General features: G+C 60.5%; 20 protein-coding genes and 1 pseudogene. 9 read left to right on the top strand and 12 right to left on the bottom strand.

The window, feature by feature from the left end; translation table 11 throughout:
• Positions 1 to 114: 114 nt before the first annotated feature.
• The 3 genes and pseudogenes from KGB29_RS08395 to KGB29_RS08385 all read left to right on the top strand — a co-directional run.
• Positions 115 to 540 (top strand): annotated as a pseudogene (locus tag KGB29_RS08395) (PAS domain-containing protein); the annotation flags it as partial.
• Between the two features lie 24 nt (positions 541 to 564).
• Positions 565 to 732: a response regulator transcription factor gene (locus KGB29_RS08390; protein WP_371318495.1), complete on the top strand. Its 168-nt coding sequence runs from the start codon at positions 565 to 567 to the stop codon at positions 730 to 732.
• A gap of 260 nt (positions 733 to 992) precedes the next feature.
• Positions 993 to 1214 carry a hypothetical protein gene (locus KGB29_RS08385; RefSeq protein ID WP_139212678.1) on the top strand — a complete coding sequence of 74 codons (222 nt, stop codon included), beginning with the start codon at positions 993 to 995 and terminating at the stop codon, positions 1212 to 1214.
• A 127-nt stretch (positions 1215 to 1341) separates the two neighbouring features.
• Here KGB29_RS08385 and KGB29_RS08380 read toward each other — a convergent pair whose 3' ends face one another.
• From KGB29_RS08380 to KGB29_RS08360, 5 genes are all read right to left on the bottom strand, one after another.
• Positions 1342 to 2109 carry an SDR family oxidoreductase gene (locus KGB29_RS08380; protein WP_150718376.1) on the bottom strand — a complete coding sequence of 256 codons (768 nt, stop codon included), beginning with the start codon at positions 2107 to 2109 and terminating at the stop codon, positions 1342 to 1344.
• A 137-nt stretch (positions 2110 to 2246) separates the two neighbouring features.
• On the bottom strand, positions 2247 to 3314 hold the full coding sequence (locus KGB29_RS08375; RefSeq protein WP_150814653.1) for a phosphotransferase family protein: 1068 nt from the start codon (positions 3312 to 3314) through the stop codon (positions 2247 to 2249).
• Between the two features lie 144 nt (positions 3315 to 3458).
• A complete protein-coding gene (locus tag KGB29_RS08370; RefSeq protein ID WP_150814652.1) occupies positions 3459 to 4424 on the bottom strand; it encodes a 2-hydroxyacid dehydrogenase in 966 nt (321 codons plus the stop codon).
• Positions 4425 to 4606: 182 nt separating this feature from the next.
• Positions 4607 to 5194, bottom strand: a complete 588-nt coding sequence (locus tag KGB29_RS08365) for a TetR/AcrR family transcriptional regulator (RefSeq protein ID WP_150814651.1) — start codon at positions 5192 to 5194, stop codon at positions 4607 to 4609.
• 28 nt (positions 5195 to 5222) lie between these two features.
• The gene (locus KGB29_RS08360) at positions 5223 to 5606 is read right to left on the bottom strand and encodes a tautomerase family protein (RefSeq protein ID WP_150814650.1); all 384 of its coding nucleotides are present in this window, start codon (positions 5604 to 5606) and stop codon (positions 5223 to 5225) included.
• Between the two features lie 362 nt (positions 5607 to 5968).
• On the opposite strand from KGB29_RS08360, the gene KGB29_RS08355 reads away from it, so the two are divergent.
• Entirely contained in the window at positions 5969 to 7249 is a 1281-nt protein-coding gene (locus tag KGB29_RS08355) for a serine/threonine transporter (protein ID WP_150814649.1), read from the top strand.
• 344 nt (positions 7250 to 7593) lie between these two features.
• Here the strand turns inward: KGB29_RS08355 and acnB are convergent, their stop codons facing one another.
• Positions 7594 to 10194 carry a bifunctional aconitate hydratase 2/2-methylisocitrate dehydratase gene (gene acnB / locus KGB29_RS08350; RefSeq protein ID WP_090454986.1) on the bottom strand — a complete coding sequence of 867 codons (2601 nt, stop codon included), beginning with the start codon at positions 10192 to 10194 and terminating at the stop codon, positions 7594 to 7596.
• 457 nt (positions 10195 to 10651) lie between these two features.
• Between acnB and KGB29_RS08345 the strand changes: the two genes are divergently transcribed.
• Positions 10652 to 11122 carry a DUF1289 domain-containing protein gene (locus tag KGB29_RS08345; protein ID WP_057715064.1) on the top strand — a complete coding sequence of 157 codons (471 nt, stop codon included), beginning with the start codon at positions 10652 to 10654 and terminating at the stop codon, positions 11120 to 11122.
• A 129-nt stretch (positions 11123 to 11251) separates the two neighbouring features.
• Here the strand turns inward: KGB29_RS08345 and KGB29_RS08340 are convergent, their stop codons facing one another.
• Positions 11252 to 12115: a universal stress protein gene (locus tag KGB29_RS08340; protein ID WP_057715063.1), complete on the bottom strand. Its 864-nt coding sequence runs from the start codon at positions 12113 to 12115 to the stop codon at positions 11252 to 11254.
• Positions 12116 to 12277: 162 nt separating this feature from the next.
• Here KGB29_RS08340 and KGB29_RS08335 point away from each other — a divergent pair, with 162 nt between their 5' ends.
• Positions 12278 to 12886 (top strand): tRNA-(ms[2]io[6]A)-hydroxylase, encoded by a 609-nt coding sequence (locus KGB29_RS08335; protein WP_090454987.1) that lies wholly within the window; start codon positions 12278 to 12280, stop codon positions 12884 to 12886.
• 152 nt (positions 12887 to 13038) lie between these two features.
• Here the strand turns inward: KGB29_RS08335 and KGB29_RS08330 are convergent, their stop codons facing one another.
• From KGB29_RS08330 to KGB29_RS28650, 3 genes are all read right to left on the bottom strand, one after another.
• Complete coding sequence (locus KGB29_RS08330; RefSeq protein ID WP_223616382.1) at positions 13039 to 15288, bottom strand: TonB-dependent siderophore receptor; 2250 nt, start codon at positions 15286 to 15288, stop codon at positions 13039 to 13041.
• 102 nt (positions 15289 to 15390) lie between these two features.
• Positions 15391 to 15885, bottom strand: a complete 495-nt coding sequence (locus tag KGB29_RS08325; RefSeq protein WP_150814646.1) for a GFA family protein — start codon at positions 15883 to 15885, stop codon at positions 15391 to 15393.
• Between the two features lie 51 nt (positions 15886 to 15936).
• Positions 15937 to 16071, bottom strand: coding sequence for a hypothetical protein (locus KGB29_RS28650; RefSeq protein WP_256355696.1), 135 nt, complete (start codon positions 16069 to 16071; stop codon positions 15937 to 15939).
• Positions 16072 to 16312: 241 nt separating this feature from the next.
• Here KGB29_RS28650 and KGB29_RS08320 point away from each other — a divergent pair, with 241 nt between their 5' ends.
• From KGB29_RS08320 to KGB29_RS08310, 3 genes are all read left to right on the top strand, one after another.
• Positions 16313 to 17197 (top strand): LysR substrate-binding domain-containing protein, encoded by an 885-nt coding sequence (locus KGB29_RS08320; RefSeq protein ID WP_090454991.1) that lies wholly within the window; start codon positions 16313 to 16315, stop codon positions 17195 to 17197.
• A gap of 100 nt (positions 17198 to 17297) precedes the next feature.
• Complete coding sequence (aguA, locus tag KGB29_RS08315; protein ID WP_150814645.1) at positions 17298 to 18422, top strand: agmatine deiminase; 1125 nt, start codon at positions 17298 to 17300, stop codon at positions 18420 to 18422.
• 2 nt (positions 18423 to 18424) lie between these two features.
• Entirely contained in the window at positions 18425 to 19522 is a 1098-nt protein-coding gene (locus tag KGB29_RS08310) for an extracellular solute-binding protein (protein WP_150814644.1), read from the top strand.
• 132 nt (positions 19523 to 19654) lie between these two features.
• Here KGB29_RS08310 and KGB29_RS08305 read toward each other — a convergent pair whose 3' ends face one another.
• Positions 19655 to 20272: a DNA-3-methyladenine glycosylase family protein gene (locus KGB29_RS08305; RefSeq protein WP_150814643.1), complete on the bottom strand. Its 618-nt coding sequence runs from the start codon at positions 20270 to 20272 to the stop codon at positions 19655 to 19657.
• A 4-nt stretch (positions 20273 to 20276) separates the two neighbouring features.
• Complete coding sequence (locus tag KGB29_RS08300; RefSeq protein ID WP_150814642.1) at positions 20277 to 21089, bottom strand: isocitrate lyase/phosphoenolpyruvate mutase family protein; 813 nt, start codon at positions 21087 to 21089, stop codon at positions 20277 to 20279.

The following is a 21089-nucleotide window of genomic DNA, read 5'->3' as shown; positions in this document are numbered from 1 at the left end:
CGCTGACCAACTCTACCGTTTTCGCGAGCAAGCCCGCTCCCCCAAGGTTCGTTGCACTAACCAAAACTCCGGCGGTCGTATTCTTCACAGGGGCACCATACTTGTGGAGTCGAAATGAGCCAGCACGTCCTGACCTCGGAGGCCAATCGTCGCCAGTTGCAGCAAATCATCGCCGGCTTGTCCGACGGGGTGATTCTGCTCGATCCCGACCAGAGCATCCTGTGGGCCAACGAGGCGGCGCTGGCCATGCACGGTGCCTCGCAGATCAGCGACCTGGGCAGCAACGCCAAGGCCTATGTCAAACGCTTCGCCCTGCGTTATCGCAACAATCACCTCGTACCGGCCGACAGCTACCCGATCAGTCGGGTGGCCCGTGGCGAGACGTTCAGCGATGTGCTGGTGGAGGTGACATCGGCGGGGAACGAAGCGTACACCTGGGTCCATCGCGTGCGCAGCCTGGTATTGGTTGACGGCCGTGGCAAACCGGAATCGCTGGTCTTGATCATGGACGATGTCACCGACCGGGCCAGCACTGGGCAACTAACCGCCCGTGAGCGCGATGTACTGGGTCTGATCTGCGAAGGCCTGGCCGACAAGGACATCGCCGCGCGCCTGAAACTGGCACCGAACACAGTGCGCAACCATGTGGCGACGGTGTACTCCAAGCTCAATGTGCACAGCCGCAGCGAGGCGATTGTCTGGGCGCGGGAGCGGGGGACTGTTCTCTGGTGAATCCCGGTCGAAGGGGCAGGGTTAAGCTACAAACGCACTATCGGTCACCGCATTGATCGAAGAACTGCGTTACGAACTGGACAGCAATTCCTTGCAGCGCCCTGATTCGGTGATGTAAGAACTGTCAGCTTTTACGGGTGCTGGCCACGGATTGGGCTGTAAGTGATTCGCAGATATTTATTTTTTTGACAGGTGCATGGACTTTCCGCGCCGGTTTTGTTGTCACAAAAATGTGTCTATCACTTATCGCGGGTCAACCTATGAAAACTCTTGGGAAACGCGTTATCTCACCCTTGTCGCTGGCATTCTGCGTGGCGATCCTCGGCGGCTGTGCCAGTCCGCCACCCCCTCCAGCGGTCACTCCACCCCCTCCTGAACGCACCTGCCAGGCCATGGATAAAACCGATGTCCTGGGCGATGTACGGGCTGAAGACGGGCAGGTGACCCGAGTCACCACCACGACTCGTTGCGTCACGCAGTAAATCCGGGTTTCACTCTGTGGGAGCGAGCCTGCTCGCGATAGCGGGGTATCGGTCATCATCGATGTTGAACCTGATAACGCCATCGCGAGCAAGCTCGCTCCCACAGGGATTTGTGCTGTTCAGACGATCAGGACAGGAAGCCGCCATCCACATTCAGCGAAATGCCGGTGGTGTAGCTGGAAGCATCGCTGGCCAGGTACAACACTGCGCCGGCCATTTCGCTTGGGTCAGCCACGCGCTTGAGCGGGATCTGTTGCAAAGCAGTGTTCAGGATGGCTTCGTTTTTCACCAGTGCCGAGGCGAACTTGGTGTCGGTCAGACCCGGCAGCAAGGCATTGCAGCGAATCCCGAATTGCGCACATTCCTTGGCGAAGACTTTGGTCATGTTGATCACCGCCGCTTTGGTCACCGAGTAGATGCCCTGGAAGATACCCGGTGAAACACCGTTGATCGACGCCACGTTGATGATGCTGCCGCCGCCGTTTTCGCGCATCAGCTTGCCGGCTTCGACCGACATGAAGAAGTAGCCGCGGATGTTTACGTCGACGGTTTTCTGGAAGGCGCTGAGGTCGGTGTCCAGCACGTTGCAGAACTGCGGGTTAGTCGCGGCGTTGTTGACCAGGATGTCCAGGCGCCCGAACTGTTCCTTGATGCCGGCGAAGACCTGGCTGATCTGTTCCATCTCGCCGATGTGGCAGGCAATGGCGGTGGCCTTGCCGCCGGCGGCGATGATGGCGTCGGCGACGTGCTGGCAGCCTTCAAGCTTGCGGCTCGACACGATCACGTGGGCGCCTTGCTGGGCCAGTAGTTTGGCGATGGCTTCACCGATGCCACGGCTGGCGCCGGAGACGAAAGCGATCTTGCCGTCGAGGTCGAACAACTGAGTCTTGGACATGGGATTCCCTTATGAAAAGTCTTGTTATCGAGTCAAATGCCGTGTTGCGGCTAATGCTGTTCAGTTGAGGCCAGTCAGTGCGCGTTATCGTTCACGATCTTCGCGAGCAGGTTTGCTCCTACAGGGATCGCATACGGTCAGAGGCTGGATTTCGAAATGACCTGCAAGCTCATCTGCTCCAGCAGCTTGTTCATGTGAATGAACTGCGCGAAGCGTTTGTCCTGGGTCTGGCCATGGTAGAAGCGGTAGTAGATCTGCTGCACGATGCCGGCCAGGCGGAACAGGCCGTAGGTGTAGTAGAAGTCGAAATTGTCGATGCGTATGCCCGAGCGTTCGGCGTAGTAATCGACGAACTCGCGGCGGGTGAGCATGCCCGGCGCGTGGCTCGGTTGGCGGCGCATCATCTGCACCGGCGCCGGATCATCGGCTTCGATCCAGTAGGCGAGGGTGTTGCCCAGGTCCATCAGCGGATCGCCCAGGGTGGTCAGTTCCCAGTCGAGCACGCCGATGATCTGCATCGGGTTGTTCGGGTCGAGGATCACATTGTCGAAGCGGTAGTCGTTGTGCACGATGCTGGAGGTCGGATGGTCGGCCGGCATCTTGTCGTTGAGCCAGGCCTTGACCGCTTCCCATTGTGGCGCATCGGGGGTCAGGGCCTTTTCGTAGCGATCGCTCCAGCCTTTGATTTGTCGCGCCACGTAGCCTTCGGGTTTACCCAGGTCACCCAGGCCGTAGGCGTTGTAGTCGACGCGATGCAGTTCCACGAACTTGTCGATGAAACTCTTGCACAAGGCTTCGGTTTTCGCCGAATCCAGGCCCAGCTCCGGCGGCAGGTCCGAGCGCAGGATGATGCCGTTGACCCGTTCCATGACATAGAACTCGGCACCGATCACCGATTCGTCGGTGCAGTGCACGTAGGCTTTCGGGCAGTACGGAAAACCGTCGCGCAGTTGATTGAGGATGCGAAATTCACGGCCCATGTCGTGGGCCGACTTGGCCTTGTGTCCGAAGGGCGGGCGACGCAGGACGAATTCCTGTTGGGGGTATTCCAGCAAGTAAGTGAGGTTTGAAGCGCCGCCCGGAAACTGGCTGATCCGTGGCAAGCCGCTGAGCCCTGGAATATGGGCCTTGAGGTACGGATCGATCAGGCCGGCATCGAGCTCTTCGCCGGTGCGGATACGGGTGGACTGGTCGTTAAGCGCCATGCTTATCCCTTCTGCTTATTCTGGAGGCCTGAAACTATTGGCTAATCTAATGCGCACACTGCACACCTACAACCGCGAACGGCTCTTATAGGTGAGCGTGTTGCCGGCCAATCATTGTTTTTGATACAGCTGTTTGAATCGCCATCACTGGGCGAGCCGGCTCTCGGCCGACGGCAGTTCGATTGGCGTGAGCACCGGTTGGCCGGAGAAAAACGCCACGAGGTTTTTGCCCACCATTTCGACGGTGCCCTGGGTGGCTTCCGGGGACAGCCCGGCGACATGGGGGGTGAGGATCACGTTGCTCAGGGTCTTGAGTGCATCCGGCACCTTCGGTTCGGCGTCGAACACGTCGAGTGCGGCGCCAGCGATCCGGCGTTGTTCAAGGGCGCTGATCAGGTCGGTGGTGACGATCACGCTGGCGCGGGCGATGTTGACGATGAACCCGTTGGGACCCAGGGCATCAAGGACCGCTTTGTTGATCAGGTGTCTGGTCCCGAGACCACCGGGGGTCGCGACGATCAAAAAGTCTGAAGCACGGGCCAGTTCAGTGGGGGTGGAGCAGAAGGTGTAGGGCACATCGCTGCGATGCTGGCGATTGTGGTAACTCACCGCCATGTCGAAGCCATTGGCCGCGCGTTTGGCGATGGCCATGCCGACGGCGCCGAGGCCGAGGATGCCCAGGCGTTTGCCAGCGAGGGAAGGACGCATGATCTTCGGCCACTCGCCGCACCGTACCGAGGCATCACAGCGGGGTATGTCGCGCACCAGCGCCAGCAACAGCGCCATCGCATGGTCGGCGACGGACGAGGCGTTGACCCCGGCGCCATTGGTGACGGTGATGCCCCGGTTCGCTGCGGCCTGCAGGTCGACGTGTTCATACCCGGCGCCAATCACGCAGATGATCTTGAGGTTGGGCAGGGCGGCGATTTCATCGGCATACAGCCCCAACGGGCCACGGGTGAGGACGGCGTCGATCTGCCCGGCGTGCCGGGCAATGGCTTCGGCGCGCTCGGCGGGCGTCGGGGCCAGGATCAGGTGAAAGCCCTGATGTTCGAGGATAGGCAGGTACTCATTGATGGTTTCAACCAGTACCAGAACGGTTACAGGCATGCTTGGCTCCCTGTGGGCATCGAAAAATCGGCTCGAACGTCACTTGAGATTGCTGATTTCAGGGCGGCTTGGCAACCACCAGCGATCGCAGTCCGTGGCAGCTCCTGCGCCATTGTTGACACTGCGCTGAGTGTAGGAGCTGGTAATGCCTGCGATCTTTTTATTGCGTGGGTGCGGTCGCTTCACTTCGAGGGCGTGAGGACGGCCCGGGCAGCTTCGAGAATTTCATCCGATAGCGGGTCGCCTCGGGTGGCCCGGGACAGCATCAGCGCACCGAACATCAGCGAATACTGCACCAGCGCCTGCTGCCGTTTACCGGCTTCGTCCTCTGCGTCCAGCAGCGAGCCAAGGGAATCGAGCAGGTTGTTCAGGCCCTGTAGATAGGTTTGGCGCAGTCCGCTCTCGGCGGCCTCATGGCACATGTCCCCGGCAAAGGCCACCACCGGGCAGCTGTCGCCCGGATTGTCCCGGCTTTCGTTGGACAGGTAGGTTTCGACCACGGCACGGCGGGCGGCGTCCTTGCTGTCATGCTCGGCCACCCGTCCTGACCAGCGTTGCGCGGCCTGCTCGAAAGCCCGGCCGCTGGCCTCTTGCGCCAGGGCTTCCCTGGATTCGAAGTGCCCGTAGAAGCCACCGTGGGTCAGGCCCGCGGCGGCCATCACATCGACCACACTGATCCCGTGCAAGCCGCGTTCACGAAACAGCCGGGTGGCGGCATCGACGATGGTCTCGCGGTTGAGGTCGGCTTGTTTGCGGGAAACTCGGGGCATGGGTCATTCTCGGTTTGCAGGTGGACTATCAGAGGGCGTATTGGGCAATCCCGTTGCCGAACGACCAGTTCTCTTTTTTCACTTCCACCAGATTGATGAAAACGTCCTCCAGGCGCACCGCCAGCTCTGTGTTAAGGCTTTCGGCGATGGTTTTGTAGAGGTTTTTTTTCTGCTCCAGGGTTCGCCCTTCGTTGAGGGTGATCTGGATGACGACCAGGTTATCGGTGCGGTTGATGCCCAGATACTCGGGATCAAAGATGAAATGCTGCTCGTCGTGTTCGGCCAGGATCTGGAAGTTGTCGTGTTCAGGTACACCAATGGTCTGGCGCATGGCGGCATAGATCAGTTGCCCGATGCGTTTGGCGTGGGTGGGGTCCCGGTGTTTTTGGATGTCGACGCGAACCAGTGGCATGGGCAGACTCCAGAAGGAATGCAGGTCGGTTAAAAATACATGACGAATAACCTTTATCAAGTGCGGAATGCTGTTTGGCGATGAAACGCAGACACGCCGCAGATCCTTGTGGGAGTGAGCCTGCTCGCGAAGGCTGCGGCACATCCGGCATATTCTCCGGCTGACACACCGCTATCGCGAGCAGGCTCGCTCCCACAGGTCTGTTTTTTGTCTACCTGGTACCACCGTTCCTCACCTAAGTCTTTGCTTCTGCTCACTAATCCTCCAGAATCGCGCCCCTGTTTCGGCCGGGCGCCGCCTGTCGGGTATTCCGACGCGTCCTGGCCGGGTGGCAAGTGACCGGAATGTGGAGATCCCACCGGATGAATGATCAGGCCAATAGCGTTAACGAACGCTATGTAGACGCGACACCCGCGACGCTTACGAGCTGGAATCGCCAGGACACCACCTGGATGCTGGGGCTGTTTGGCACGGCGATTGGTGCCGGAACCCTGTTTTTGCCGATCAACGCAGGCCTGGGTGGTTTCTGGCCGCTGCTGATCCTGGCGTTGCTGGCGTTTCCGATGACGTTCTACGCACACCGCGGGCTGACCCGTTTCGTGTTGTCCGGTCGCGAAGGCGCCGACATCACTGAAGTGGTGGAAGAACATTTCGGCATCAAGGCCGGCGCGCTGATCACGCTGTTGTACTTCTTCGCGATCTTCCCGATCCTGCTGATCTACAGCGTGGCACTGACCAACACCGTGGGCAGTTTCCTTGAGCATCAATTGCACATCACGCCGCCACCGCGCGGCGTGTTGTCGCTGGTGCTGATCCTTGGCCTGCTGGCCGTGGTGCGCTGCGGCGAGCAAATGATCGTCAAGGCCATGAGCCTGATGGTTTACCCGTTCATCGTGGCACTGCTGTTTCTGGCGGTGTATCTGATTCCGCACTGGAACGGCGGCATTCTCGCCACCGCGAGCCAAGTGCCTGCGCCGTCGGCGCTGCTGCACACCTTGTGGCTGGCGATTCCGGTGATGGTGTTCTCGTTCAACCACTCGCCGATCATCTCGGCGTTTGCGGTCGACCAGAAGCGTCGTTATGGCGAACACGCCGAGGAACGCAGCTCGCAGATCCTGTCCCGTGCCCATCTGTTGATGGTAGTGATGGTGCTGTTCTTCGTCTTCAGTTGCGTGCTGACCCTGTCGCCAGCGCAACTGGCTGAAGCCAAGGCGCAGAACCTGTCGATCCTGTCGTACCTGGCCAACCACTTCAGCAATCCGACCATTGCCTTCGCGGCGCCGTTGATTGCCTTCGTGGCCATTTCCAAGTCGTTCCTGGGGCACTACATCGGCGCCAGCGAAGGCCTCAAGGGGCTGATCGTCAAGAGCGGCAAGCGTCCGTCCGCCAAGGCCCTGGACCGTATGACCGCCGCGTTCATGCTGGTGGTGTGCTGGATCGTCGCTACGCTGAACCCGAGCATCCTCGGCATGATCGAAACCCTCGGTGGCCCGGTGATCGCGGCGATCCTGTTCCTGATGCCGATGTACGCCATCCGCAAGGTGCCGGCGATGGCACGCTATCGCGGTCAGGCGTCCAATGTCTTCGTGACGGCGGTGGGCCTGGTGGCGATTTCGGCGTTGGTCTATTCGCTGAGTGCGTGATTGCTGTTTGATTTGATGAGTGAATGACGGCTGATCCGGTTTTCGGGTTGGCCGTTTTTTTTGGGGGGCTCGGGGGTATTCGGTCTGCCGCGGTCGGCTGTAGGAGCGAGCCTGCTCGCGAAAAACGCCGGGACACCGCGGGGATTCAGACAGCCTGCGTTATCGTTGACGACCATCGCGAGCAGGCTCGCTCCTACAGAGGTTCGGGGACCTCAGTCAGAGCCAGGTCGGCTCGCGGAACAAATAGCAGCCATTACTCCAGAAACGGATATACACACAAAAAACAGCCATAAAAAAACGCCGCTCATCTCACGATGGGCGGCGTTTTTCATTGCGTTGCAACGTTAGGCTTGAACGACCGGGATGTTGGCGTTTGCAGCAGCTTCACGGAACTCGGCGATCTGGTCGAAGGACAGGTAGCGGTAGACATCGGCCGCCATGCTGTCGATCTTGCCAGCGTATTCCATGTACTCCTCGACGGTCGGCAGGCGACCCAGGATGGAAGCCACGGACGCCAGCTCGGCCGAAGCCAGGTAGACGTTCGCGCCGTCACCCAGACGGTTCGGGAAGTTACGGGTCGAAGTCGACACTACAGTCGAGTTCGGCTCTACACGTGCCTGGTTACCCATGCACAGCGAGCAGCCTGGCATTTCCATGCGAGCGCCAGCCTTGCCGTAGATGCCGTAGTAGCCTTCTTCGGTCAGCTGGTGAGCGTCCATCTTGGTCGGCGGCGACAGCCACAGACGGGTTGGCAGCTGACCCTTGACCTGCTCCAGCAACTTGCCGGCGGCGCGGAAGTGACCGATGTTGGTCATGCAGGAACCGATGAACACTTCGTCGATCTTCTCGCCAGCAACGCTGGAGAGCAGGCGAGCGTCGTCCGGGTCGTTCGGAGCGCACAGTACAGGCTCCTTGATGTCGGCCAGGTCGATCTCGATGACTTCGGCGTATTCGGCGTCTTTGTCCGCTTCCAGCAACTCAGGGTTGGCCAGCCAGGCTTCCATTGCTTGGGCGCGACGTTCCAGAGTACGTGCATCGCCGTAGCCTTCGCCGATCATCCAGCGCAGCAGGGTGATGTTGGACTGCAGGTATTCGGCAATCGACTCTTTGGACAGCTGGATGGTGCAACCGGCAGCCGAGCGTTCAGCCGAGGCGTCAGACAGTTCGAACGCTTGCTCTACGGTCAGTTTAGGCAGACCTTCGATCTCCAGGATGCGACCGGAGAAGGCATTCTTCTTGCCTTTCTTCTCTACGGTCAGCAGGCCAGCCTGGATCGCGTAGTAAGGAATGGCGTGAACCAGGTCACGCAGGGTGACGCCTGGCTGCAGTTCGCCTTTGAAGCGAACCAGGATCGACTCAGGCATGTCCAGCGGCATGACGCCGGTGGCTGCGGCGAACGCAACCAGGCCGGAACCGGCCGGGAACGAGATGCCGATCGGGAAACGGGTGTGGGAGTCACCACCGGTACCGACGGTGTCTGGCAGCAGCATGCGGTTCAGCCACGAGTGGATGATGCCGTCGCCCGGACGCAGGGAAACGCCGCCGCGGGTCATGATGAAGTCAGGCAGGGTGTGGTGGGTGGTCACGTCGATCGGCTTAGGGTAAGCCGCGGTGTGGCAGAAGGACTGCATCACCAGATCGGTCGAGAAGCCCAGGCACGCCAGGTCTTTGAGTTCGTCACGGGTCATTGGACCGGTGGTGTCCTGGGAACCCACGGTGGTCATCTTCGGTTCGCAGTAGGTGCCCGGACGAACGCCGGTCACGCCGCAAGCCTTGCCGACCATTTTCTGCGCCAGGGTGAAACCCTTGGTGCTTTCAGCCGGTGCTTCAGGCTTCTTGAACAGGTTCGAAGGTGGCAGACCCAGCTCGGCGCGAGCCTTCTCGGTCAGGCCACGGCCGATGATCAGCGGAATACGGCCGCCAGCGCGAACTTCGTCCAACAGCACCGGAGTCTTCATTTCGAAGGTGGTCAGGACTTCGTCGGTGCCGTGCTTGCAGACTTTGCCAGCATGCGGGTACAGGTCGATCACGTCGCCCATGTGCATGTTGGATACGTCGAATTCGATTGGCAGTGCGCCGGCATCTTCCATGGTGTTGTAGAAGATCGGAGCGATCTTGCTGCCGAAGCAGAAACCGCCGGCACGCTTGTTCGGTACATAAGGAACGTCGTCGCCGAAGAACCACAGTACGGAGTTGGTGGCCGATTTACGCGAAGAACCGGTACCGACCACGTCACCGACGTAGGCGATAGGGAAACCGGCGTTGCGCATTTCTTCGATCTGCTTCATCGGACCGGTGACGCCTTGTGCGTCAGGCACGATGCCGTCGCGAGCCATTTTCAGCATGGCCAGGGCGTGCAGCGGGATGTCTGGACGGGACCAGGCATCAGGAGCAGGGGACAGGTCGTCGGTGTTGGTTTCGCCGGTGACCTTGAACACGCGCAGGCTGATCTTGTCGGCCAGGGTCGGGCGCTTCACGAACCACTCGCCGTCAGCCCAGGATTGCAGCACGCCTTGGGCGTGAACGTTACCGTTCTTGGCTTTTTCAGCGACGTCGTGGAAGGCGTCGAACATCAGCAGGGTGTGCTTGAGTTCTTCGGCCGCTACTGGCGCCAGTTCGGCGTCGTCCAGCAGGTTAACCAGCGTCACGATGTTGTAGCCGCCCTGCATGGTGCCGAGCAGTTCAACAGCGCGCTTCTTGTCGATCAGGGGGGATTTGGCTTCGCCTTTGGCGATGGCGGACAGGAAGCCGGCCTTTACATAGGCTGCTTCGTCCACTCCAGGCGGAACGCGATTGGTGATCAGGTCAACGAGGAATGCTTCTTCGCCAGCCGGGGGATTTTTCAGCAGCTCGACCAGGCCTGCAGTTTGTTCGGCGTTTAGCGGCTGGGGAACGATACCCAGTGCTGCGCGCTCTTCGATATGTTTGCGGTAGGCTTCAAGCACAGTTATTACCCTCATCAGTGGTCCCAAATGGGTGTCCGGGACGCTCATCCCGAAATTGCCGTACTCATGCGCTGCATGGCGTTGTGAGCCACTTAGCCAGAATTACCGACAATTCCTTACAGAAGCTGCTTTCAAAGTTTTACGCCTGCAGAACGGGAGCTGATGAGGGTTGGCGTTGGGCTTTTCCCCGCTGGAAAAACCCCTCGCCAACACCGCTCTGAAGGAACGACTGTGCTCGTGACGCTTTGAAAACAGCTTCTAACGGACATTGGCGCCTAAAAAGGCAGGCTGATTCTACGGCAAAAAAAAATTAAAGGTAAGTCAGTGTTTATTGGACTTTGGTGGTGGCGGTCACCAGAGCCCGATTCTCCACAGGCCCTGAACTTTGAGGGGTGATCAATGGCCGACAAAGGGCTAACATGCCGGCCTGTTCTGCTTTTTCGCGTTTTGCCTATCTATGCCCAATCAGACCATCAAGACTCCCTGCGTCGGCCTCTGCTCCACTGTTTACGGTGACCTGGTGTGCCGTGGCTGCAAGCGTTTCCACCACGAAGTGATCCACTGGAACGGTTACAACGAGGAAGAAAAGCGCGCGGTATGGCTGCGTCTTGAGCAGTTGCTGTCACAGGTGATGGCCGCCAAGGTGGAAATTTTCGATCCGGCGCTGCTCCGAATGCAGCTGGAGCAGCGCAAGATCCGCTTCGTGCCCCATCAGTCGGAATATTGCTGGGCCTACCAGTTGATCGCGCGCGGTGCGCGGGTGATCAACAACCTGGAAGCCTACGGGATGGTGCTGCTGCCGGAGTTTCGCGAGTGGAACCTGCCGGAATTGCGCGACGCCATTGATCGGGAATTTTTCCTGCTCTCCGAAGCCCATTACCAGCGCTATATTGCGCCGGGGTTCCTGCAAGACGCCTTTGGCGGCTGAACTTTAAAAGCTTCGCGAGCAAGCCCGCTCCCACATTTATCCTCGGTCGTACACAAAGTTTGTGTCTGCTGAAGATCCAGTGTGGGAGCGGGCTTGCTCGCGAAGACGGCCTTTCAATCACCACAAATCTCAATGCTTGTCCGCAATCTCCTCGAGATGATCCGCCACTTCCATCGGCTTGAGCACCAGCACATCGCTCTCTACCGCATCGAGCACCACTTCCGCCGTATTGCCGATCAACGCCCCTGACAACCCGCTGCGCGCTACGGTGCCGATCACTGTCACCGCTGCCTGCAGTTTGTGCACCATGAACGGAATCAGCACATCCGCCGGGCCTTCCTCGATGTGCAGGTGGTCATCGTCGATGTCGAATTCCGCCTGGAACGCCTTGCACTGTTCGCGATAGCGCGCCTGGATGGTTTCGCTCAGTTGAAACGTCGGGTCGGCCGCCGACAGCATCGGCGACGGGTGGGCGCTGATCACGTGCAGGCGGGCCTTGGCCAGGGTTGCGATGTCATAGCCATGATCGATGATGGTGTTGTGCAGGTGGCGATGCTCCTGGTCGGTGTTACCGACGTCGATGGCTGCCAGGATCACTTTGTCTTTCCATGAATCGGCGGTTTTCACCAGCAGCACCGGAGTCGGGCAGGACCGCAACAGCTTCCAGTCCTGCGGGGTCAGCAGGGCTTTTTTCAATGGGCTGTCGGGGAAGTGCTGCTTGACCACCAGGCCGCAACCTTCGGCTTGCTGCACATCGACGATGGTTTGGTGTTGGCTGTCGTTCCAGGCCTGCTCGGTGGTGACGCTGTAGCCGTCCTCCGTCAAAGCGGCCTTGAGCACACCCAACATGCCACTGTGATCATGCTTGGGGTCGCACACCAGCAGATGCAACTGCGCCTGGGTCACACCGGCGATCAACTTCGCCCGTTTGAGCGCCAGGCTTTCCGAGTGCTCGGGTTCGATGACCACCAGAATGCTGCGAATGGCTTGCATGAGCGGGATCTCCTGAAAATGAAAAAGCACGGCGTTGCACAACTATAGTTGCTGTCGGCGATTTGGGGACTTGATGCATATCAACGGTCGGCGACTGGTGGTCTGCGGACAGGCCGGTATAATCGGCGCCCTTCGTTTTGAACCTATTTTTCCGTGAGCCCCATGATCCTTCCCGAAATTCACGAGTTCCTTGGCTGCCGCACCCCCGACGGCTGGATCCAGGCCGCGCTGGCCGATCAGGAAACCCTGCTGATCGACCACAAGAACTGCGAATTCAAGGCCGCCAGCACCGCGTTGAGCCTGATCGCCAAGTATCACTCCCACGTCGATCTGATCAACATGATGTCGCGTCTGGCCCGGGAAGAACTGGTGCACCACGAACAGGTCATGCGCCTGATGAAACGGCGCAAGATCGAACTGCGCCAGCTGTCCGCCGGGCGCTATGCGTCGGGGCTGCGCAAGGTGGTGCGCAGTCACGAGCCGGTGAAACTGGTGGACACCCTGGTGGTCGGCGCCTTCATCGAAGCCCGCAGTTGCGAGCGTTTCGAAGCGCTGGTGCCGCACCTGGACGAAGAACTGGGCAAGTTCTATTTCGGTCTGCTCAAGAGCGAGGCCAGGCATTTCCAGGGTTACCTGAAGCTGGCCTACCAATATGGGGACGCCAAGGACATCGCCCAGGTGATCGACAGGGTCCGTGCCGCCGAGCAGGAACTGATCGAATCCCCGGATGTGGAATTTCGCTTCCATAGCGGCATACCGGCTGCGGCATAAACACCGCAACCCATTGTGGGAGCGAGCTTGCTCGCGATGACGGATCAGGCAGTCACACCTGAGGTGGCTGACAGTCTGCTATCGCGAGCAAGCTCGCTCCCACAGGTTCCGGTGTTAACTGACAGGTATCAGTTTTCTGGCGGGCGCTCAGCTTAGAAATCCCACTTGGTGGTCAACATCACGTTGCGTGGTTCGCCGTAGTACGTGGTGTCGAAGTTGCCCAGGCCCGTCAGGTAGCGTTTGTCGAAGACGTTGTTGGCGTTGACGGTGAAGCTCAGGTTTTCGTTGAACTGATAGCGGCTCATCAGGTCGACGAGGGTGTAGCCACCTTGCTTGATGCGGGTGTCGCCGCCCGTTGTCGGGCTGTAGATCTTGCCGTAGAACGCGCTCTGCCAGCTGATTCCGCCACCGATGGTCACCTGATCCAGTGCGCCGGGCAGGCGGTAGGTGGTGAACGTACGCACGACATGTTCCGGTTTGGAGGTCGCCAGCGGGAAGCCAAAGATGCGCTGTTCATCAGCGTCACGGGTGCGGGCGTAGGTATAGTCGGCCGACAGGTTCCAACCTTCGGCCGCTTCACCGGCCAGTTCCAGTTCCACACCTTTGGTGGTTGCGCCGTCGATGGCTTTGTAGATGCCTTCGTTGGTGACCGGGTTGGTACCGATCGATTCGGCGACGTTGTCTTGCTCGATGCGGAAGAAGGCCAGGCTGGCGTTCAGTCGCCCGTCGAAGTAAGCGGCTTTCAGGCCGGCTTCGTAACTGGCGCCTTCGACCGGTGCCAGGGTCGAACCGGTGGCGTCCTTGTAGGTTTGTGGCTGGTAGATGCTGGTGTAGCTGGCGTATGCAGAATAGGTGTCGTCCAGGTCATAAACCACACCGGCATAGGGCGTGACCACGCCATGTTCCTTGTAGCTGGCATGGGTGTCATCGAGTCCCGCACCCGGATAGTACGAATAATCCTCGTTGTACTTGAAGGTGCTCAGGCGGCTGCCGAGGATGATCGACAGATCGTCGGTCGCGTGCAGGCGCGTGGCCAGGTACAGGCCATTTTGGCTTTGGATGCGTTCGTACTTGCCGTTTTTCGGGAAGTTCTGTTCCGGCAGATCGCCGTTCCAGTCGTAGATGCTGCCCGGGACCAATTCGAAGGCGCTGGTGTCGTAGGTCGCGCCGGTCTGGCGCGAGTGGGAAGCCATGAAGCCAGCCACCAGTTCATGCTCGCGGCCTCCCAGGGTGAAGGGGCCAGTGACGTTCACGTCAGCGGTGTTTTGCACGCGATGACCTTCCCAGCGACCCCAGTACAGGAACATGCCTTCACCAGTGGCGCGGTCCGGGTTGCCGCCGCTGGCCGAGGCCAGGCGAGTGTCGTGGTCGGTGGTTTTCTGGTCGATGCTGGCCTTGAACTTCCAGTCGTTGGCCAGGGCCTGTTCCAGGGAGGCGAAGTAAGTGATGTCGTCGAAGTCGCGACGACTCCAGTCGGCGCCCGGGTTGAAGTGACGGGGGAAGTCGGTACGGCCTCCGTCCGAGAAGTACACCGGGTTGCCGGTCCAGGACGAGCCTCGCGGGGTGGTGCTTGACTTGTCGACGCCGAAGGTCAGCAGGGTGTCGGGTGTCAGATCGGCTTCGAGGATGCCGTAGAACAGGTCTTTTTTCTGGCTGTAATGATCCTGGTAGGAGTTCTTGTCGGAATAAGCGCCGACAAAGCGGCCACGCACACTGCCGGAATCGTTCAGCGAACCGGAAATATCGCCGACGCTGCGATAGGCGTCCCAGTAACCGACGGTGCCGCTGATCGACGCCTTGAATTCCTTGGTCGGCTTCTTGCGGATCAGGTTGACGGTGGCGGACGGGTCGCCCGAACCGGTCATCAGGCCGGTCGCACCCTTGACGATTTCGATGCGGTCCAGGCTGGACGCGTCGTCGCCGTTGTTAGGGTTTTCACCGTAGACACCGTCATACGGAATGTTCACGCCGTCGTACTGGAAGTTGGTGATGGCAAAGCCACGGGCGGAAAACTCGGTGCGGTCACTGTCGTACTTCTGCGTCGAAATGCCGGGGGTGTTGCGTAGCGCGTCGCCGATGCTTTGCACACCGCGGTCGTCCATCTGCTGACGGGTAATGACGGTCACCGATTGCGGCGTTTCGCGGATCGACAGGGGCAGGCCGGTGGCCGTGGATGTTGAACCGGTGGTGTAGGAGTGGGTGCCTTCGGTGGTAGCGCCCAGCGCCTGGCCGGAAATGGTCGTTGCGCCCAGTTGCAGTACGCCGTCGTCCCGGGCCGAGTTCTTTTCGGCATCGGTTTCAGCGGCGTGGACAACGGGTACAAGGCTCAGCAGGGCGGCAGGCAAGGCCAGTGCCAGAGGGCACAAGGCAAAACGGAAACGGGCGACAAGCGGGTGCGACATGGGGATCCCTTTGCATCGAATCGATCGGTAGTTGAAGTGCTTCTGAGGGGTTGACCGAACGAAAAACGCAAAGGGGAACTGCCGTATGAAAAAAACTGATAATTATTCTCGGTAGACCAGGCCGAGACGCTCATGCCACTGGGCGATGGATTCCACGGGGTACAGATCGAACTGTTGATCCCCGGGCTGCGCCTGGACCTCCACCCACGGCGCTTTTGAACCGAGCATCAGGTGCGTGTGCTCCGGCGGCACCGGCAGCGGCGTGTCGATGGCTGAGGCGAAGGGGTGAATCAACTCAGGCCACTCCGGGCTGAATAGCCACAGAGCCGTTGCGCAGACCGAGCAGAAATGCCGCTCGGCCGTGCTGCTGTGGGCGCGCTTGTCGTCTTGTTCCTTGAGCCGCGCATGGTAAATCGCGATGTGTTTGCGCCCGCGAACCTTGAGGCTGGCGGCATCGCCACCGAGGTTGATCGCATAGCCGCCACCGCCCTGTGTCTTACGGCAGATCGAGCAGTAGCAACGCTGGTAAGGGTAGGGGTGGGCGCTGGTCAAACTGAACGATACCGCGCCGCAATGGCAGGAACCTTCGAGATGCATGGGAGCCTCCGGCTGACTTGAGCGTACCCTGAACAGCCTAGACCGTAAGGGCTACTCGACCGGCACCAGAATCGCGTCGCCGGTCGCCACCAGTTTCAATTGACCGGCTGTTTGCGCGAACAGCTCGGCGCGGGCAAATACCTGTTTCTTGCCGGCCTTCACCACTCGGCCCCGGGCGATGAACACTTCACCGATCGCAGGTGCCCGCGCCGGGTTTGGGGGAGTGTCATCGTTGATCAGTCAGCGTGATAGGTCATTGGATTTGTGGTGAATGGGCCGGCCTATTCGCGAGCAAGCCCGCTCCCACAGGGGTATTGCGTTCCAAGTGTGGGAGCGGGCTTGCTCGCGAAGAACGATAACGCGGTCCCACTGGACGCCCACTCAAGGCCAAGTCAGCATGTCCCCCTCGAAACCGGGACATGACCTGATGCGACGATTACCCTCCCTGGCAGCCCTGCGAACCTTCGAATGCGCCGCCCGTCACGCCCATTTCGGTCGGGCGGCGGCCGAGTTGTGTGTCACCGACAGCGCGGTCAGCCACCAGATTCGCCAACTCGAAGAGCAACTCGGTGTGCCGCTGTTCGTGCGCGAGGGCCGGCAGATTCGCCCGACCCTGGCCGCCGGGCGCCTGATGCAAAGTTTGCAGCAGGCTTTCGAACTGATTGGCGATGCCTGCGATGAACTGCGCGACCCTTCATCCCTGGCGGTATTGCGTCTGGCGGTCACCGCCGAGCTGGCGCAAAAGTGGCTGATGAGTCGTCTCACGGATTTCTACGCGCGTTACCCGCACATCACCTTGCATCTGTACGAACAGCCGATCGACGCCACGGCGCCCGGGGAGGACATCGACCTGGCGATCACCTACGGCACCGGCCCGGTGGACAGCACCGCGTATTTCGTCCGGCCGCTGCCTGCGTTGCAATTCTTCCCGGTGTGCAGCCCCGGACTGTTCAACCAAGGCACCCTGAAAACCCCGAAGGACCTGGCCCGCCACTGTCTGCTGCACGACGACCAGGACGGCAAGACCTGGACCGCGTGGCTCACCAGCCATGCCGGTGACCAGCGCCCTGATCGTCAATTGTATTTCGCCCACGCCGGGCTGGCACTGGAGGCCGCGGCCCAAGGGCAGGGCGTGGCCATGGGCGACAACTTGACGGCCCAGGAAGATTTGCTCAGCGGGCGGCTGGTCCGGCCGTTCACCTCGAGCATGACCGCGCTGGGCCAATATGCGCTGGTGTGCGAGCGGCTGCGGCTGGAGCGTCCGGCGGTGGCGCAAATGCTGGAATGGTTCAACGATCAGTTGCTCGATTGATGAGTTGAATTCAAGTATTCCGAAATAATCATCGTTGGCGAGCCAGTCGCTGTCGCCCTTAGCCTGTGGTCATTCCAATCCCCGCTGAAGAGGTTTGACCATGGCCCGTTTGCTCGACACCACTCCCAAACAGGACGGTTTCCGTCTGCCCGGCGAATTCGAAGCCAAGTCCGGTTGCTGGCTCGGCTGGCCGGAGCGTACCGACGTCTGGCGCAACGGTGCCAAGCCGGCGCAGAAAGTCTGGGTGCAGATCGTCACCGCCATTTCCATGAGCGAACCGGTCACCGTGTGCGCCTCGGCGGCACAGTTCGCCACCGCGCGCCGCCAGTTGCCGCCGCAAGTACGCGTGGTCGAAATGACCTGCAACGACACCTGGTTCCGCGACAGCGGCCCGTGTTTTGTGGTCAATGACCAGCGTGGTGAAGTGCGCGGCGTCGACTTCGAATTCAACGCCTACGGCGGCCTCGACGGCGGCTTGTACTATCCGTGGGACAAGGACGACCAGATCGCCGGCAAGATCCTCGAAATCGAACGCTTCGACCGCTATCGCGCACCGTTGATCGCCGAACTGGGCGGCATCCAGAGCGATGGCCAGGGCAGCATCCTGACCACTGAGCAATGCCTGCTCAACCGCAATCGCAACCAGCACCTGGGCAAGGACGAAGTCACCCGCCGCCTGACCGATTACCTCGGCGCCGAGCAGGTGATCTGGCTGCCGCGGGGCTGCAAGTTCGATGAAACCGACGGCCACGTCGACGACCTCGCGTGCTTCGTGCGCCCCGGTGAAGTGGTGTTGCAATGGACCGACAACCGCGACGATCCGCAGTGGGAGATCTATCAGGAAGCCTACGACATCCTGCGCAGCACCCGCGACAGTCGTGGCCGCGAGTTGATCGTGCACAAGCTGCCGCAGCCGGATGTGCTGGAGTGGACCGCCGAAGAAGCCGAAGGCCTGGACCGGCAGGACAGCACCCATACCCGCCAGGCCGGGACGAAAATCTGCGCGTCGTACATCAACTACTACGCCGGTAACAGCTCCATCGTGGTGCCGCTGTTTGGTGATCGCAACGACAAAGTGGCGCTGGCGACCCTGGCCGAGCTGTTCCCGCGACACAGCATCGTCGGCATCGAAAATTCCCGGGAAATCCTCCTCGGTGGCGGCAACGTCGCGTGCATCACCATGCCGCAGTACGCCGCCACCACCTCCAACACAAGGGGAGCGTGATCGTGGGCCTGCACAAACTGACTCAAGCAATACTGCTGGTGCTTGCACCCCTGTGTGTGCAGGCTACCGACTCCGCCAAACCGGTGGTCAACCTCTACATCTGGGGCGAGTACCTGGCCCCGGACACCTTGAAGAATTTTGAAGCGAAAACCGGCATCCATGTGGTGGTCGACCACTTCGACTCCCTGGAAACCGTCGAGACCAAGCTGCTCACCGGCCGCAGTGGCTACGATCTGGTGCTGACGGCGGGGCAGCATCTGTCCCGGGCCATCGAGAGTGGCGCGGTGCAGACGGTCGACAAGCAGCAACTGCCGCACTTTGCCGGCGTCGGCGAGGAGTTCCGCCAGCACATGGCGGTGTTCGATCCGGGCAACCGCTATGCCGGGATCTACGCCTGGGGCACCACGGGTGTGGGGTATCAGGAACAGGCTGTCAAACAGCGCCTGCCCGATGCGCCGACCGACAGTTGGGCGATGCTGTTCGATCCGGCCGTGGTCTCGAAATTCGCCGATTGCGGGGTCAGCTTGCTCAACGATCCCAACGAAGTGTTTGCGGCGGTCATGAAGTACATGGGCCTGGACATCAACCGCCAGAACCTCGATGACCTGAAGTTGGCCGAGCAGCAACTGGCGAAGATTCGTCCGTACATCCGCTACTTCGACAACGACCTGAACATCAGCGACCTGGCCAACGGCAACACCTGCGTGGCGATGTCGTGGAACGGCAACGTGGCCATTGCGGCGGGCCAGGCCGAGGCGGCGGGCAAGCCATATTCGCTGAAGTACCGGATTCCGAAGGAGGGCACGTTGATCTGGTTCGATGCCATGGTCATTCCCAAGGACGCGCCGCATCCGCAGGCCGGCCTGGCGTTGATGGATTACCTGATGACCCCGCAAGTGATCGCGCCGATCACCGACACCATCCACTACGCCAATGCTATTACGGCGGCGGACGGCTTGATCGACCCGGCGATTCGCAACGATCCGGGGACGTATCCGCCGGCCGCGGTCCGGGCTTCGCTGTACAGCAAGAATGACAATGGCAAGGCATTCAACCGGGCGTTGATCAGGGCGTTCAGTCGGTTGAAGTCGGGGTTGTGACTGGTCCTTGATGGTGTGTTGACTGGACTGACGTCTTCGCGAGCAAGCCCGCTCCCACATTTAACCGAGTTCTGACATGGGAATGCGGTCGAATGTGGGAGCGGGCTTGCTCGCGAAAAACGATAACGCGGTCTATTTGTTTGGCACCCGCCACAAATACCAGGAGGCCACCGTCCGATAAGGACTCCACCCCAACCCGATCTCGATCATCTGCTTGCGCGTCGGCTGCACCTCCAGGCCCTTGAGCCGCCTATAGCCCTCACGCACGCCAAAGTCATCGGCCGGCAGGATATCCGGCCGCTCCAGGCTGTAGATCAGCAGCATCTCCACGGTCCAGCGGCCCACGCCGCGCAACGTGATCAGGCGTTCGATCAGCGCTTCATCGTCCATGGCCAGCGCCGTGGCGTAATCGGGTACCACGCCGTCCAGCGCCGCCTGGGCGATACCCTGAATGGTCGCGATCTTGCTCGCGGAAAATCCGCAACTGCGCAGTTGGTCGAAATCGGTCGCGACGATCTGTTCAGGCTTGGGAAACGCACCCGAACCGAACAGTGCCAGCAGCCGGCCGACAATCGCATCGCCGGCCTTGGCGTGCAGTTGCTGATAGGCAATCGCCCGCACCAGCGACTCATAGGGATCACGGGCCGCATGCGGCTGATGCAGGCACGGGCCGACGGCGTCGATGTGGCGGCGCCAGTCGTCATCGATGGCGGCCAGGAACGCACTGGCCGCCTGATAGCCGTCGGCCATGGGCTCAGGCTTTCCCGGACGGTTTCAAGAGGGCGTTCACTTCGCCATAGGTGAGGGCCTTCAGGTCGTGGGTATCGAACTTGCCGGTTTGCAGAAAGCTTTTGGCAATGCCGGCCATGGCACCGTAGAGGAATTCGGCGATGCCTGAACCTGCGGACAGGCGGCGCACACCAAGTTCTTTGAGCACTTCGGGTGACGGCAGGCCCGGGAAGCCAAGCACATTCAGCGGCAGTGAGGTGCCGTGGCACAGCGCTTTGATCTCGTACTCCGCGGTAACGCCCGCGGCAAACAGGCCATTGGCACCGGCCGCCTGATACAGCGCGGCGCGCCTGAGGGTTTCGGCGACGCGATCTTCGGCAGGCACCAGACCCCGAAGATAAACATCGGTGCGCGCATTGATGAACAGGTTCACGTTACGTCGATCGGCCACCTGGCGCGCGGTTTCAATCTTGCGTACCAGTAATTCCGGCAGCGAGGAGCCGTCCTCGATATTGATTCCGACAGCGCCGGCGGCAATCACGGCGTCAACCACTGTTGCCACCCGTTCCAGGTCATCGGAATAACCGGCTTCGATGTCCACGGTCAGTGGCACCGAAATGACCCGGGCAATCGACTCGACCGTCGAGACCAGGCGCTCAAGGGGCAGGGTGTTGCCGTCCGGATAGCCATGTACCCAGGCCACCGCCGCACTGCTGGTGGCGACGGCCTTGTTGCCCAGTTGCTCCACCAGCCGCGCACCGGCGGCATCGGCGACGTTGGTGAGGATCAGCAAACCCTCGTGATGCAGTTGGTGCAGTTGATTGTCGAGCCTGTCCAT

Origin of the sequence: Pseudomonas sp. BF-B-30 (assembly GCF_019956305.1) — a bacterium.
GTDB lineage: Bacteria > Pseudomonadota > Gammaproteobacteria > Pseudomonadales > Pseudomonadaceae > Aquipseudomonas > Aquipseudomonas jessenii.
Note: the sequence above shows the minus strand (reverse complement) of the source record. Positions and strands in the feature narration are given on the sequence as shown.